We start from the raw sequence: 15337 nt of genomic DNA, 5'->3' as shown, positions 1-15337 counted from the left end.
TTTGGTCGCGTTATGCATCTGCTGATCCGCCCCCTTACCCTCGCTGATACGGACTTGGTGTTCCAGTTTGAACAACAAAACCGTGCTTATTTTGAAACCTATATTGAATCGCGCGGTGAGGCGTTTTATCGCCAAGCAGGCGTTTATGACCACATCTGCGAATTACTTGCCTTACATCAGAAAGGACAACACGTACCTATGTTGATCACGGATGCCGAGGGCCAGCTTTTGGGACGGATTAATATCAGCCAAATTGATACGGTATCTGCATCAGGTTCGTTAGGGTATCGCATTGCAGAGCAACACACTGGGAATGGAGTTGCCTCTCGAGCGGTAAAGTATGCGTTAGAGATCGCGCGCGAATACGGACTTGTGACACTTAACGCCATGGCGTCTACGACCAACATGGCATCGCAAACAGTGTTGGAGCGGAACGGGTTTAACCTATGCGATAAAAAATTCAACATGGCACACGTGGCTGGCGAATTGATTGACTGTCTTTGTTATCGCAACACATTATCCAGCGTTTGAGTGATGAGCAATATACCTTGAGGTGATAGATTAATTGTCATTTAGCTCTTAGTTGCTCATGTAGTGCCAATAAAACAGGCTAACGACTAGCGTTGGGACCCAGTTCAATGCCATCATTACGTGAGTGAATTCACACAGTTGGTGGTATTTGAAGAGCCGCCTGATGACCTAGAAGGAAACATAATGGCTGATTTGAACGGATTAAGCTTGTATCACAAAGAGCACTGCCCATTTTGCCATAAAGTGCGTGCAGTCATGACAGAGCTCAAGTTAGATATTCCGCTGGTGGATATGAACGCTAACGCCGAAGAATGGCAACGCCTACAGACCGAAGGCGGCAAAGGCATGGTGCCTTGTTTGCGTATTGACCAAGGCGGCGAAACCCAGTGGATGTATGAATCGGACGACATTATTGAATACTTGCGTGACAACTTCGCGTAATTGAACCAGATACTGGTTACGAGGGTCGCAGTTATCGATGCGGCCTTCTTTTTAAGTGTTATTGCCTGTATGCCTGCCTCTCCGCCTTCTTCAACGCCCTGTGCACTGTGTCAGCATCTAAGGCCGCTGACCTTCCATCACTTGATCCCCAAAACTTGTCACAACAACAAATGGTTCACTAAACGTTTTTCCCGACCTTACATGCGCGAACACGGTATTTGGGTATGCCGGCCTTGCCACGCTTTTATCCATCGCCAATTCAGTGAAAAACACCTGGGTCGCGCATTACACACCCTCGACCTTTTACTCGCTGAGCCTGTGATCCAAGACTACATCCACTGGGCACGCAAACAGCGAGGATGAATCATTGCTTTTCGATTCGATTGCGGCCGTTTTCTTTGGCGAGATAGAGTGCGGTATCGGCACGTTGAATGATGCTGTCTTGTGTATCACCTGCCGAGAAGCCCGTATAACCGATACTGATGGTACAGCGTATGGTTTGTCCGTCGACGTGAATTTCTTCACCATGTACGCGCTCCACCAAACGTTTTAGTACAACTTCCGCACCACTTAAATCTGTTTCAGGAAGCAAGCAGAGAAACTCTTCTCCGCCCCAGCGGCCGTATATGTCATTGGTCCGTGATTCTTCCCGTACAATATTGCCAAAGCGTTGTAAGGCGATATCGCCTGCCCGATGACCATAGGTATCATTTAAGCGTTTGAAATTATCGAAGTCTACGATCGCCAGCGTTAAGGGATTGTTGTACCGTTTGCAGCGTGCCAATTCCTGAACGAGTGCGTTGCTGAGATAGTGGCGGTTATAAAGTTGCGTCAACGAGTCAGTATTTGCTTGTATCTCGAGCAATTGCTGTGCCTGCTCGAGTGCTTCCCAGTCCCGTAGACGCGCCAGTTCATGGCCGACCCACTCGGCAAAGAGTCGCACCAATTCGTAGTCTTGTGAGACAAAGGGGCGAGTGGGTTCTGGGCTTGAAAAATTTAACGTGCCATAGCGTTCGCCATCAATAAAAATGGGGGCACCGATATATGCTTCGAGGCCGAAGTGTTCGTAGCAGGGATGGGTTTTGATATCGCTTTGCGAAACATGGTGGAAACCTTGCGCCTCATTAGTCTCGTAGACGTGATAACAGTATGTTTCTTTCAGATCAAACACCTGCCCAGACTGCAGGGCGTTGTCGGGATGCTGCGCGTATTTTATGATATAACGCTGGCCATTAATTTGGCTTAGTATGCCAATAGGCAAATTAAAGTGTTTACACCCGAGAGAGAGAATGCGCTCCACGCGGCGGCAAAAATCTAAATTGCGTGCTGAAGTGATTGAGTGGAGCTGGTTGAGAGCGGATTCTACTTCTACGCGGGTGCTAATGTCTTGAATAAAAGCCACGTACATGGTGACAACTTGCTGCTCATTGCATACTGGCCCACCATGTGTTTCACCTAAAAACACATGGCCATCGGCGGTTTTATACCTCACCACATAAGCGTCATAGTATGTTTGAACTGAGTGTGTATTAAAACGATCTTTACCCGTCGCGGTAAAGTCTTCTTGTTCGGCATAAAGAATGCGCGTGCTAGCGCCTTTGACATCGGCTAGGCTGCAACCGAACAGAGCTTCTGCTTGTGGGTTAAAAAACTGGATACGGCGATCTGTGTCGGCAATAACAACCGCCGTATCGAGATGGCGAAAAAGCGAGGGCAGTATGGCGGTAATATATTGGTCATTGGACTGGTTCACTACTGGACTCTATACGGCTGTTTAGTTTACTTTAAGCGTAGTACAAATCCCAGAAGCTCGTGCTCGCTGAGCGTGTGAGGCTGTGAAACGGGTTATACTGTCAAGGTAAACACGTTGGCCATCGACATCGCAATATTGTTATCGTAATAGGCTGCTTCATTAATGAAGTGCGGATAGGCCGTGTAGTCGCCTTGCCATGTTAATTCAGTGCCATCAAAACACATAAACAAGGGTTCACCGGGCTGTATTGGCTGAAAGTCTTTGTCTTGAACGTGCTGGTGCACCATACCAATTCGCTCTCCATGCGCATTTTGTGGCAAATGCAGTGTCTCTTTGTAACGGTAGGCGGTGATGCTTCTAGGCAGCGCTGGCACCTTATCAATATTAAACAGATGCACGAAGTCCAAAATGTGTGTTGTCATTTCTTGCATCGATTCCATCACATCATGACGTAGCACCGATTGGGGCTGTGGACCCACTTCAACGATCACACCTTGCTTGCCGACTGAGCATAAAAACGCGTGCTGAATAGGTTCAATATGATCTTCGACTAAGATGATGGCATCGGGCATACGCTCGCTAATGTAAGCGGCGAGTTGCTTATTGAACATATCAAGTGTCAAGAGTATCAGTGTGGGGCCCATGTTGCTGGTGGTGTTATGCAGGTCGATAATAAAATCGACACGCGGATCCCCTTTTGGGCCTAATTGTTGGTTAAGGGCTTTAGCGCGACTTTGCTCGTAGTTTGCCAAGCTGTAGTCAGCCAGCAGTTTAGGATCGAATTGACGGTTAAGATCGCAGTCTACATAGCGTTTGTTGGCGCTATAAGCAGAGGGATTCGCAAACACATGTTCGGTGGAAAAACTATCGCGGGCTGTGATTGCTGGGTTGGATTGCCACTGTTTCAGTGCGTAAATACCGCTAAACTCGTTACCATGGGTACCACCAACAATAGCAACGTTACTAAACCGACTCATGAAAGCTCCTGATAAGTGAAGAATAATCGCATGGACTTGCCTATTGAGACAGCTTAGCACTAACTACTCGATAGGTTAATAGCATAATTTTTCGTTATATGTGTTTTTCTATTCATTTAGTCTCTAATTTGACCGTGATGTTCCTATGCTTTTTCGAGTCAGTTCACACTTCAGCTGAGTGGAAATCGTTAGCCTAGCGGAAGACGAGACAAAGAGGTGAACAATGAAAACGGTATTTCCTGAGCATTTTTTATGGGGTGGCGCGGTGGCGGCTCACCAAGTTGAGGGAGGATGGGATTGCGACGGTAAAGGCGTCAGCATTGTGGATGTGCTGACCAAAGGTGCCCATGGTATCCCGCGCAAAATGACCCAGCGGGTGGAAGAACATCAAGCCTATCCAAACCATAATGCTGTGGATTTTTATCACCGCTACCGTGACGATATTGATCTCTTTGCGGAAATGGGCTTTAAGTGCTTTCGCACGTCTATTGCGTGGTCGAGAATATTTCCTCATGGTGATGAGCTTACGCCAAATGAAGCGGGCCTTGCCTTTTATGATGACCTTATTGACTACCTATTAGAGAAGGGGATTGAACCTGTCATTACGCTTTCTCATTTTGAGATGCCCCAGCATTTGGTGACGCAATACGGAGGCTGGGCGCATCGAGATGTGATTGAGTTTTTCGTGCGTTTTTGCGAAACAGTAATGACGCGCTATCGCGACAAAGTGACTTATTGGATTACCTTTAACGAGATCAACAACCAGCTCAACTGGGATTATCCGCTATTTGGCTATTGTAATTCAGGTGTGGTTTTTACCGAGCACGATCATCCCGAGCAGGTGCTTTATCAGGTGCTACATCACCAATTCGTCGCCAGTGCCAAAGTGGTGTCTCTGGGGCATGTGATTAATCCTGATTTCAAAGTGGGTAGTATGATCCACATGATGCCGTTGTATCCGGCAAGTTGTCACCCTGATGATATGCTGGCGTCACAGCAAGCGATGCGTGACAAATATTTATGCAGCGATGTGCAGTTGCGAGGCCACTATCCACACTACATTTGGCCGCAATGGGCCAGCAAAGGGATTGAGGTCAACATGCATCAAGAGGATGCGACGATTCTTAAAAACGGCTGTGCGGACTTTTTGGCGATTAGCTACTACATGACCAATATTGTCGATGCCAACCCGCCAGAAGAAGATGAAAATGCTTTGTTTAGCGCAAGCCGATTGAATCCGCATCTACCCGCTTCTGACTGGGGCTGGCAAATTGATCCCAAAGGTCTACGTTTTGCGCTTTCTGAACTGTATGAGCGTTACCAAAAACCGATTTTTGTGGTGGAGAATGGGCTGGGCGCGACAGATAAGCGTGAAACCTCAGGGGAAATCAATGATGATTATCGCATTAGCTATTTGTCACAACATATCGAGGCACTCGGAGAGGCCATTTGGCAAGATGGCGTTGAGGTGATTGGTTACACGCCATGGGGTTGTCTCGATTGCGTGTCCTTTACCACGGGCGAATACCGCAAGCGCTATGGTTTCATCTACGTTGACCGTCACGATGACGGCAGTGGTGACTTTTCTCGTCATCGTAAAAAGAGCTTTTACTGGTATAAAAATGTGATTAATAACAATGGCTTGACCGAGTGATGGCTTTGGTCGAGTCGTAGTAAGACGAGAAGGGACGCCTATTGCGTCCCTTTTATAATTATCGGTAAAGTCATTGCATCGAGGTACGCGATTTTTACCTTTTTAGCGCGTCAAGCCTCGCCCAAGAAGGGGGGGGAGACGTTAGAGGTTGGGTTGGTAGTCGACCTCAATCACTTCTCCATACTCAATCCCCTGCTCACGATAACCTACTAAGCTCTCAATCACGTTAAAATGCGCGATAACCGCAATCGTATTGTAGTCTTGATAGGTGTCGAGCACAGATGTCACCCGGCGATATAACGCGGTCGCGGACTCATAACCTGCATTGGTCACTTCATTTCCATTGGCAAACAGCTCGCGATACTCAAGCCAGCGTCTATCACGTTCTGAAAGGGGGATATAGCTCCCTTTGACATCCGCTTGCCACTCGCGGAGATCATGCTCGACAAACAGTTCTTTTTGCAATTGACGGTTGAGGATTTCTGCTGTTTGTAAGGCGCGTGTGTAGGGCGAGGAGAGGATGATATCCGCTTGTTGTATACTCGGGTGATGGGCTAGCGATTGAATGGCCGGAATACACGCACGTTGGAGTGGCGCATAGTCTTTTTCCAGTTGGCTCATTTGGCGAGCGTCGGCCAATGAGTAATCGGTTTTTCCGTGACGGACAAAGACGACTTTCATAGGGCTTCCTTTTCTGCGTCTACAGCGTCTGAAGCGCTGCTGCTTGGGTCAGTGACATTTTATTATCCGGATAATGAGGCGGCACCCGCTTAGGCAGGAGGCCGACATATCGCTGACAAGGGTTGTAGCATACCGTCATCGGACTGTCATGACTCACGTGTGGCATTGACAGTAGGGCGTGAGCAAGCTCGCTATTTTTCCGCTGTTTGGTCAAGGATCCTAGTTTGGTCGCGACCTTCCTCTTTGGCTTGGTAGAGACGTTGGTCGGCCATCTCAAGCAGGTAAGAGTCAGTGGTCTCACGAGTCGGTAGGGTGATAATGCCACCGATGCTGACAGTGATTCTGTCACCATCTGGGTTTTTCTTATGCTCGATATCAAGCTTGGCAATTTCAGCGCGAATGGTTTCGGCCAGTTGAGTTAACTTGGCGGCATAGCGTGTGGACAGCGTAATCGCAAATTCTTCGCCTCCAAACCTAGCAACCGAGCCTTGATAGCGCTCGGTTTGTGTGAGTAGCACGCGCGCGATTCGGGTGAGAACGTCATCGCCTTTTAGGTGACCATACTCATCGTTATATGCTTTAAAGTGATCGACGTCGATCATCATGACGGCGACAGGTAATCGGCTGGCGATGCCATGTTGGATATGATTTTTTAGCTCACGCTTGAACGGTCTTCGATTACTTAATCGAGTTAGATCATCGGTTTCTGCTTGGACTTTCAATTTTTCATTGGCGACAATCAGCTCTTCTTGCAGCTCTTCCATGGCGTAATGGTTCCGCTCGCGGATCATGACTTCACTGATGGCAGTAGCGAAACGTTTTAAAAGCAACGTTTTATTGTTATCCCAGATGAAGGGTAAACGGCGATTCGCCACTGTAATCATCCCAAAGCTTTTTCTACCGTCGGTTAGCGGAAAAGCGGCAAACGATAAAATATGCCGTTGGCGCAACCAAGAGCGCTCGTTAGTTGCATCATCGCCGAGTTGTCCGACATGGGGCACGACCAGTGCGTCGGTATCAGCCAGCCACCGTTTTATCATATGCATATCGCTTAAATCGACGGTCTGGGGCGCAAAATCAATCTCTTGTGGCCAATAACAACGGCGTTCAGCGCGGAATGCGTCAAAGGCATACCAACCAATGGCCTCAACGCCGAGTAATGACACCATATCTGGAAAAATCTTCTCTACGTCTTCGGTAATATATTGCGAGTCTGCGCGTAAGAATTGAATTGAAATATCAGCGAGTAACGAGCTAGCGTTTGATTGCCAATTTAGTGCCTTGGTGCGTTGCTCAACTTGCTCTTTCAATAAAGTTTGATGTTGGCGAAGTTCACGCTCTGTCACGCGTTTTTGTAGAAAGTCGTCTCTGATACGCGATTGCATCGCATTGATTGAGCGAGACACTTTGCCTATTTCGTCATTACGTTGAATCAACGAGAGTGGCACACTCGTTTGGTTGGTCTTGTCAGTTTGGTAGTAATCCAGCGTATTTGATAGTTGTTGGAGGGGGCGCGAGCACAGCCGATGGATGACCCACAGAATGAGCAGGGTAATGAGCAAGGTTTCAGTAAAATGGACGAGAGCGACAGGCACGGTGCCCGTGAAGGCATCGCGTTTAATCGCACTGCGATCGAGCACAATGTTCAGGGTGCCAATATTGTTTCCTTGAACGCTCAACAATGACTGATGATTGGCGTCACAATCCTCACTGCTACTATTGACTTCAGTGATATGTGTGCCATCAAAACCTTTTACCTCAACGCGACAAATGGTGGGGAGCATCGATAACCCCTTTACACTGCGGCGTACAAGCTCTAAATCAACGACCCACAAGGCGTGGCTAATCACGCGAGCCGAGTTATGGCTCCGGCTCTCTACCAGCTGCGTGGTAGCAGCCAGTGTGCGTTGGTAGTTGATATACATCTGCGTCAATGTACTCCCTACCGCAAAAAGTAAGCTGATCGCGAGCACAACGAAGGCGACGCGCGCTTGAAGACCGCGTAAGTTTAGATCGCGTTTTATCACTTAGTTATCCATTTGATTTGTGGTTGAATGACAATGGCTTTCAATCCCTTTCGCCATGTTCAAAAACGAGATTTTATCCCACGCCTGCTCGCGCAACTGTAGGAAAAAAGCGGAGCCAGGTTCAATTAAGTGAAATAACTGTCCAGCGCATTGCTGTGGTAACGGCCAATCTTTATCGTGAGCATAAATACGGCTCAATGCAAGGCCAGCGGCTTTAAAGTGTCCGCCTCCAAGCGCGGAAATGTCGCCTTTTTCTCGCAAAGAGAGCACCCGCTCGGAGGTATTGACCGTGGCAAAATAGATGTCATCGCCAGGCGTTTTTCCCGCTTGTCGTGCGGCTTTCATCGCACCAAATGCCATATGGTCGTTAGCCGTCCACACGTAGCGTAAATTGGGATAGCGTTGCAATAAGGTATGCATTTGCTCTTGGCTAATGGACTCATCCCACTGACCATGAACGACTTGATGTAACGTAATGTCTGAGCGTTCAACGAAAAAGCGTTTGCCGCCTGCTTCGCGTTTTACGGATGCGGGGGTGGTGAGATCACCTGAAATCATGACGGCTTCGCCAGGGGCGTTATCGCCTGCTCGCACCATGGCTTCGGCGATCGCATAGCCTATCGCATGATTATTAGGAATAATGCTTGGCAATAAGTATTGTTGCCAATGTGGATCTTGATAGAGTTTAGTTTTGGTCTGCTGATCGACATCATTCAAGATAAGTTGCACATAAATGGGATATTTGCTCAGTATGGGGAGTAGGTTTTTGGCCGCCAGCTTTTCATTCACAATAATAATGTAATCAGGGTGGGTCGGTTTACTCAAGGTAGCGGCTAGGATTTGACGCACCGCGAAGTGATTGCGATCGGCGTGACGAATCGTTAGATCCACATTCAATGCAGAGGCTGCGGCATTGGCATATTCATCCACGTCCTGCCAGAAGCTTTCCGTTGCATAACCAGGGTTAATAAATAATACACGGGGCTGGGCCTGTTCAGCGTGAGCGTGGATACTGAACAGCATGTATACAGAAACAACACACCACAAAACCAGTCTTCTACACATGTAGGGAAGGCTCCTCTCCATTTGCCATCTGTGTTAAGGATAGCGCATATGTATACGCTTGATTGCGGTAGGTTTATCATTGTCTGTCATTGGTTTAGATTGCCGCTGCTTGACACATAAATTTTATTGGGCAAGCGAAAGCTTATACGGCATCATAGCTGTGTAGACTCGCGTGCCAGTCCATGGCGAATAAAATGAAATAATGTAATGAAATCTTACTACGATAAGAAGAAATTTAAGCGGCATTTTCCGATGGATTTTTATGGCGAGAGTGAAGGCTGGCAGTTTGCAGTGCGCGCCTTGTCTCCCGCGCAAGTTCTATCGGCGAAACGTTGGGTAGCACGATTGAACTGTCGTCGCCGAGACTTTCGGCTCGTTGACTTGGCGATTGACTGCTTCCACTTTGTGAGTGGCGGCAATGAGCAGATGCGTTTCACAGGGGTGGATTTGGGCACTAAAGTGAGTATCCGCCGGCAAGGGCAGATCGTCACTGTCGACGCGCTTAATCACCGCTATGGTGCTTTGATAGCAAACGTCCAGTCGTCGATTTCAACCGCGTGCATAGAGCCTGCAAGCAAGGTCGCACTCTCTTAAGAGGCTTGTTCTTGGCGGTTTGCGTCAGTGCCATACTGAGAAAAAAGGTGGGAACTCATGACGTTTATTGTGATTATTGTGCTCAGCATTCTAGGTGGATTGTTGGCGGGTGAGCATTTCCATTCTTATCTTCTTGGGTTGGGCGTCGCCAGTACAGCGGTGGGGGCTTGCTATTGGATCACGTTTCGTAGCAGCCATTACCCGCAGTTTGCTTTATTTTTGTTGTTGCTCGGGGTGGTCGCTAAAATTGCCGTGACGGCCGCGGGTGTATTGCTCGGGTTAAAACATGCCTTGATCACCTCGCCTTTGGTCTTTTCGCTTTCGTATTTATTTTTCCTGTTTGCCTCGACCTATTGCTATTTTCGCTATCGTGAATATTGGCTCACGCGCTTGCGCCATAGAGATTTGCAGTAACGGGGTCGGCGGTGTGCAGTGTGATCCTTAACGAAGAACGGTATCGGTGATGTATTCAACGGCGCGACTGACGCTACGCGCATGGCAAGCGTCCGACTTGGCCCCTTTTGCGGCACTCAATCAAGACCCAGACGTTATGCGCTATTTTCCCAGCGTGCTCTCACGCGCCCAAAGTGATGCGATGGCGGCGCATATTCAATCCAAACTGGCGGACAACGGGTTTGGTTTTTGGGCGGTAGAGCTGACGGAGACACGGGATTTCATTGGCTTTGTGGGGTTAAACCGGCCCACCTTCGACCTCGGCCATCAGCCGTTTGTTGAAATTGGTTGGCGTTTAGCGTCGGCACATTGGGGGCGAGGCTATGCCACTGAAGCGGCACAAGAAGCACTTGCCATCGGCTTTGAGGACTTTGAGCTCCCGGCGATTTACGCATTTACCACCGAGAGTAACCTTCCCTCACAAGCGGTGATGAAAAAACTCGGGATGACACCGGCTGCTCCCTTTACCTTTTCGCATCCTCATTTGGCGGCAGATCATCCGCTCGCAACGCATGTCTTATACGCGATATCAAAAGCCACTTGGCAGGCAGACCATGCTGATTAATCGCCAGTACGATACGTAGGGGATACAGTATTTAAAGCAACATATTCAGTTTTCAACGCGGCGGTCTTGGGTTCGCCATGATGAACACTATCACATTGATTTTGCGGTGCCTTGCCAATAAGGCCAGACTAAAAACAAAAGAGACTGGGAGAAAGTGTGCACAAACTCGCGGATGACTTACACCAAAAACTTTTTAATGAAGAAGATGCGCGTGCCTGTAAAGACATTGATGGCAGTGCGTGTCGTGAGGTTCCGGGCAATTTTTTCCGCATCATCGTTAGCCAAGGACTCACCAAAATTGGCGACGCGGTGTCTAACCCGAAAATTGTCTTGCCAGCGCTGCTCACCGCAGTGGGCGCCCCGTTAGCGTTAATTGGCTTATTGGTGCCAATCCGAGAGGCGGGTTCGTTAGTGCCTCAGTTAGGTATCGCCGGTTATGTCCGTCAATTTGCGGTACGTAAGTGGGCATGGGTGGCGGGCTCTGTCATTCAAGGGACGTGTATCCTAGCAATGGCGATCGCAGCATTGCTTTTAACCGGTCAAGTAGCCGGTTGGAGCATTGTTGGCTTGCTGGTGGTATTTAGTCTGGCACGAGGCCTGTGCTCGGTCGCTTCGAAAGATGTGTTAGGGAAAACCATTCCTAAGCCGCAACGAGGACGCTTGAATGGATGGTCGTCAAGCTTGGCGGGGGCGGTGACGATTGCCGCCGGTATCGGATTATTCAGTGTCTCGGATCAGCAACATGTGTGGGTGTATTGCGCGCTATTGGCGTTCGGTGCAGTGCTTTGGTGGGTTGCCGCAGCGTTTTACAGCCAAGTTGATGAATATGAAGGGGCCACAGAAGGCGGAGCCAATGCGCTCACGCATGCGCTTTCTAAACTGCGTTTATTGGTGGATGATAGGCGCCTACGCCACTTTGTGATCACCCGTTCACTGTTACTGTGTTCGGCCCTATCCGCGCCCTATTATGTGCTGTTAGCCAGTCAGCATAGCCAAGCGTTGGCGATCACAACCGCAAGCTTTGTCGCGATTAGCGGTATCGCAAGTTTGTTGTCGGCCCCTTTTTGGGGGCTGTTTGCCGATCGCTCCAGTCGCCAAGTGATTATAATGGCAGCTGTAGTGACGGCATTATTGGGGCTGGTGGTGGTCAGTATCAGTCAATGGTATCCCGCGCTTTTTTCTTTGGCGTGGGTACTGCCTGGCGTCTATTTTGTCCTGACCATTGCTCACGAGGGTGTGCGCCTTGGGCGTAAAACCTACATTGTGAACATGGCCGAGGGCAATCAGCGCACCGATTATGTCTCGGTCAGCAATACTTTGATTGGTTTTGTGCTCTTATTTATGGGCGGCGTCACGGCATGGTTGAGCCAGTGGGGGTTAATGGTGGTGATTGCGGTGTTGTCCGTATTAGGCTTATTCGGGGCATATATGGCGCGTATGCTCCCAGAAGTCGAACGCTAAATGACTATTTAGTGCTTCTCCTTTAAATAAAAAAGGCGTTGCGTAAACACAGCGCCTTTATTATGACGGGACACATGCATTGCTAGACCTTAAACTGGCCGACTAAGCGTTTTAGCTCATCGCCTGAATTATTTAAGTCTGAGGCAGTGTGTGCGGAGTCATTACTGGCACTAAGTAATTGGCTAACAATATCTCGGATAGAGATTAAATTACGGTGGATATCCTCGGTAACCGTGGTTTGTTCTGCGGCAGCAGAGGCAATATGGGTGGTCATGTCATTGATTTGGGTGATCGCATTACTCACGGAATCAATGCCGCTACCAATTTCGTTGGATGCCTCTGAGGTTTGCTGGCAGGTCTCGTTACTTTGCTTCATGCCTTCTACGGCCTGATTCACATAAGACTGTAATTCATCCAGCATTTCGCGTATTTCGTGAGTGCTCTTTTGCGTACGGCTCGCGAGTGTTCTCACCTCGTCAGCCACCACCGCAAAGCCTCGGCCTTGTTCTCCTGCCCGTGCAGCCTCAATCGCCGCATTCAATGCCAATAGATTGGTTTGTTCGGCAATGTCACCAATCACAGAGAGCACACCGGTGATTTTATGAGACTGCTCGTTGAGCGAATCAACGTTATTACTCGATGTATTCATTTGCTCCACAAGTGTTTTCATGGAGTTGATTGAAAACTCGACTTTGTCTTGTGCCTGACGTGCATCACCGGTGGCGGCACTGGTTGCATCTGCAACTTGTGTGGCACTTTGAGAGACTTCTTGTGCGGCAGAACTCATTTCGGTCACCGCAGTCACTACTTGCTCGGTTTCGTTATCATGCGTTTGTAATTGGCTAGCAAACTGTGCGGCTTGGCTATCTATATCATTGGCAGATTGGCTTACTTTTTCAGTGACCTCGACGACGCTGTGGATGGTGGTTTGCAGCTTGTCGATAAAGCGATTAAACGCATCCCCAAGCAGCGCAATTTCGTCACTGCCTTTAATTTTCAGGCGTTGGGTTAGATCGCCATCGCCGTCGGCAATATCATTGAGGTTGTCCAGCATGTCTTTCACTGGTGTTGACATCCGTTGGGCAACAAAAGCGACGGCAACGAAGGTGATGACCAGAATAATGATACCTGCAATGATCATTCGAGCAGTTTGTGCCGCTAATGCCTCTTCTGCATTTTCCCGGAAATCGGCAACGCGCGCCTCAATATCGTCAATGTAGGCCCCCGTTCCCAACATCCATTGGCCGTTATTAACCATGTCGGCATAGCCAATCTTTTCGATCAGTTCATCGGTACCCGGTTTTTGATAGAGGTAGGTGAAGGAGCCATCGCCACTTTGCGCCGCGTCGAGCAGACCCACAATAATTTTGTTGCCTTTGGGATCAGTAAGGTTAATTAACGATTGTCCTTCGACTTCAGGTTTCAGCGCGTGAAAGATATTGGTTCCCTGACGATCGTAAATATAAAAGTAGCCCGCCTTACCAAAGGTCACTTCGCGAAGTGCGTCTTTGACATTTTGCGTAGCATCGCCCCCCGCTTGCTGTGCGTTTTTTACCACAGTCGCGGCAATTTCTGTGGCTTCGCGAAGCTGCATTTTTCGCTCATCAATTAATTTGGTTCGAAAAGTGGCAATGTTCTCGTCGACCAGCTCACGCTCGTAGTAGGTAGTGATAAACAACGTAACGAGAATGGATAATACCAAGGGTACGATGGCAAGCACTAAGAGCTTTCCGCGCAGCATTAACTTCAACATACCGGATACCTTGTGTTAATGATGGTTTCGATTTCGCTAAAGTATGGAAGACATTTTTTCCGTTTGCCGTGCAAAAAGCCCTTTTATTTGATGTGGATTGGGAAACATCCTGCAATCTATCACATCTGTCCAACTTATTATGCATAAGAGGTTGAGATAACTATCTGATTCATCACTGGTAAGTAAATAAAAGCTATTTTTCACTCACTCCTCTTACCTCTTACCTCTTTATCCGACAAGTAGGCCCAACGCACGCTTAACGTTCTGGCATGTTTGGTCTGTCTGTATACGCGCCTTTTTCTGCCCATCTTTTAGGACGTCAGACAAGTAATCAGGAGCGTTCATGAGTGCTTTTCGCCGTTCTCGAATGGGTGATATCAGGGAGACTAAGCTATCGGTCAGCACGTTTTTCACTGTCATATCCCCCAGACCTCCGCGCTGATAATGTGCTTTGAGTTCGGCGACGTGTTGAGCGTCAGGATGGAAAGCATCCAAATAGGTAAAAACGACATTGCCTTCGACTCGACCGGGATCTGAGACGCGTAGGTGTTGAGGGTCTGTGTACATGGATCGTACCGCGTCACGTATGGTGTCATTGTCATCGCTAAGATAGATGGCGTTACCCAAAGATTTTGACATCTTGCTTTTGCCATCAACACCCGGCAAGCGCGAGGCTTTGCTGGTGAGTGCGCGACATTCGCGTAATACAGGCTCGCCGACAACGTGATTAAATTTGCGCACAATATCGTTTGTTTGCTCGATCATAGGAAGTTGATCATCGCCTACAGGCACGAGGTTAGCGCCAAATGCGGTGATGTCGGCAGCTTGACTGATTGGGTAGGTTAAAAAACCGACGGGTACTTGCTGTCCAAACTGTTTGTCGTTGATTTCGTGTTTTACCGTGGGGTTGCGGACCAGCCGCGTGTAACTGACTAAATTACTATAAAACATGGTGAGTTCTGCGAGCGCAGGAAGTTGGGACTGCTGACAAATTGTGACCTTGTCAGGGTCAAGCCCAACCGCGAGATAGTCTGCGACCAAGCCTAAAATATGCGTTGCGACGTGACCTGGTTGATGGCCATTGTCGGTTAACCCCTGCATATCTGCGACTAGAATGGTTTGAGCACACTGTCCTTGTAAGGCAAGTCGCTGGCTGAGTGAGCCACTGTAATGACCAAGATGTAAGCGCCCTGTGGCGCGATCGCCGGTCAGAATAACGTCGTTTTTGTCGATAGAGCTTTTGTCGATAGAGTAGGGGGTGTGCATTGGTGTCTCCTTGAGGATAAAAGCCGACGGAGACAGGGAAGTTGAAAACGATTCATTGACTGCCTACCGGCGGCCAATGAATACCCAGACTCAATGGCACGCTAAAGCGCGCGCCA

The 15337-nt window shown here is 48.6% G+C and carries 14 protein-coding genes; 7 read left to right on the top strand and 7 right to left on the bottom strand.

The features are described 5' to 3' along the window. The first annotated feature begins 12 nt into the window (after nucleotides 1–12). Nucleotides 13–531, top strand: a complete 519-nt coding sequence (locus BGL48_RS00755; RefSeq protein WP_069360857.1) for a GNAT family N-acetyltransferase — start codon at nucleotides 13–15, stop codon at nucleotides 529–531. A 183-nt stretch (nucleotides 532–714) separates the two neighbouring features. Next, nucleotides 715–972, top strand: coding sequence for a glutathione S-transferase N-terminal domain-containing protein (locus BGL48_RS00750; protein WP_025744429.1), 258 nt, complete (start codon nucleotides 715–717; stop codon nucleotides 970–972). A 364-nt stretch (nucleotides 973–1336) separates the two neighbouring features. Here BGL48_RS00750 and BGL48_RS00745 read toward each other — a convergent pair whose 3' ends face one another. Both BGL48_RS00745 and BGL48_RS00740 read right to left on the bottom strand, forming a co-directional pair. Continuing rightward, the gene (locus BGL48_RS00745; protein WP_069360855.1) at nucleotides 1337–2725 is read right to left on the bottom strand and encodes a sensor domain-containing diguanylate cyclase; all 1389 of its coding nucleotides are present in this window, start codon (nucleotides 2723–2725) and stop codon (nucleotides 1337–1339) included. Between the two features lie 92 nt (nucleotides 2726–2817). Next, the gene (locus BGL48_RS00740; protein WP_069360854.1) at nucleotides 2818–3702 is read right to left on the bottom strand and encodes an aspartoacylase; all 885 of its coding nucleotides are present in this window, start codon (nucleotides 3700–3702) and stop codon (nucleotides 2818–2820) included. Nucleotides 3703–3925: 223 nt separating this feature from the next. On the opposite strand from BGL48_RS00740, the gene BGL48_RS00735 reads away from it, so the two are divergent. Continuing rightward, nucleotides 3926–5356, top strand: coding sequence for a 6-phospho-beta-glucosidase (locus BGL48_RS00735; RefSeq protein ID WP_069360853.1), 1431 nt, complete (start codon nucleotides 3926–3928; stop codon nucleotides 5354–5356). A gap of 141 nt (nucleotides 5357–5497) precedes the next feature. On the opposite strand, the gene BGL48_RS00730 is transcribed toward BGL48_RS00735, so the two are convergent. The 3 genes from BGL48_RS00730 to BGL48_RS00720 all read right to left on the bottom strand — a co-directional run bounded on the left by BGL48_RS00730 (nucleotide 5498) and on the right by BGL48_RS00720 (nucleotide 9129). Further along, nucleotides 5498–6037, bottom strand: coding sequence for a histidine phosphatase family protein (locus tag BGL48_RS00730; RefSeq protein WP_069360852.1), 540 nt, complete (start codon nucleotides 6035–6037; stop codon nucleotides 5498–5500). A gap of 191 nt (nucleotides 6038–6228) precedes the next feature. After that, a complete protein-coding gene (locus tag BGL48_RS00725; protein WP_069360851.1) occupies nucleotides 6229–8064 on the bottom strand; it encodes a GGDEF domain-containing protein in 1836 nt (611 codons plus the stop codon). Continuing rightward, entirely contained in the window at nucleotides 8065–9129 is a 1065-nt protein-coding gene (locus BGL48_RS00720) for an ABC transporter substrate-binding protein (protein ID WP_176719622.1), read from the bottom strand. 207 nt (nucleotides 9130–9336) lie between these two features. On the opposite strand from BGL48_RS00720, the gene BGL48_RS00715 reads away from it, so the two are divergent. From BGL48_RS00715 to BGL48_RS00700, 4 genes are all read left to right on the top strand, one after another. Continuing rightward, complete coding sequence (locus BGL48_RS00715) at nucleotides 9337–9723, top strand: hypothetical protein (RefSeq protein ID WP_069360849.1); 387 nt, start codon at nucleotides 9337–9339, stop codon at nucleotides 9721–9723. 57 nt (nucleotides 9724–9780) lie between these two features. After that, nucleotides 9781–10137 (top strand): NADH:ubiquinone oxidoreductase, encoded by a 357-nt coding sequence (locus BGL48_RS00710; RefSeq protein WP_069360848.1) that lies wholly within the window; start codon nucleotides 9781–9783, stop codon nucleotides 10135–10137. Nucleotides 10138–10186: 49 nt separating this feature from the next. Next, the gene (locus BGL48_RS00705; protein ID WP_069360847.1) at nucleotides 10187–10741 is read left to right on the top strand and encodes a GNAT family N-acetyltransferase; all 555 of its coding nucleotides are present in this window, start codon (nucleotides 10187–10189) and stop codon (nucleotides 10739–10741) included. Nucleotides 10742–10897: 156 nt separating this feature from the next. Further along, nucleotides 10898–12202: an MFS transporter gene (locus tag BGL48_RS00700; protein ID WP_069360846.1), complete on the top strand. Its 1305-nt coding sequence runs from the start codon at nucleotides 10898–10900 to the stop codon at nucleotides 12200–12202. Between the two features lie 82 nt (nucleotides 12203–12284). On the opposite strand, the gene BGL48_RS00695 is transcribed toward BGL48_RS00700, so the two are convergent. Both BGL48_RS00695 and trpS read right to left on the bottom strand, forming a co-directional pair. Continuing rightward, a complete protein-coding gene (locus tag BGL48_RS00695; RefSeq protein ID WP_069360845.1) occupies nucleotides 12285–13955 on the bottom strand; it encodes a methyl-accepting chemotaxis protein in 1671 nt (556 codons plus the stop codon). Nucleotides 13956–14183: 228 nt separating this feature from the next. Then, on the bottom strand, nucleotides 14184–15221 hold the full coding sequence (gene trpS / locus BGL48_RS00690) for a tryptophan--tRNA ligase (RefSeq protein WP_069360844.1): 1038 nt from the start codon (nucleotides 15219–15221) through the stop codon (nucleotides 14184–14186). Nucleotides 15222–15337: the final 116 nt, after the last annotated feature.

Origin of the sequence: Salinivibrio sp. SS3 (genome assembly GCF_001722105.1) — a bacterium.
In the GTDB taxonomy this organism is placed as follows: domain Bacteria; phylum Pseudomonadota; class Gammaproteobacteria; order Enterobacterales; family Vibrionaceae; genus Salinivibrio; species Salinivibrio kushneri.
This window is presented reverse-complemented; position numbering and strand designations above follow the sequence as displayed.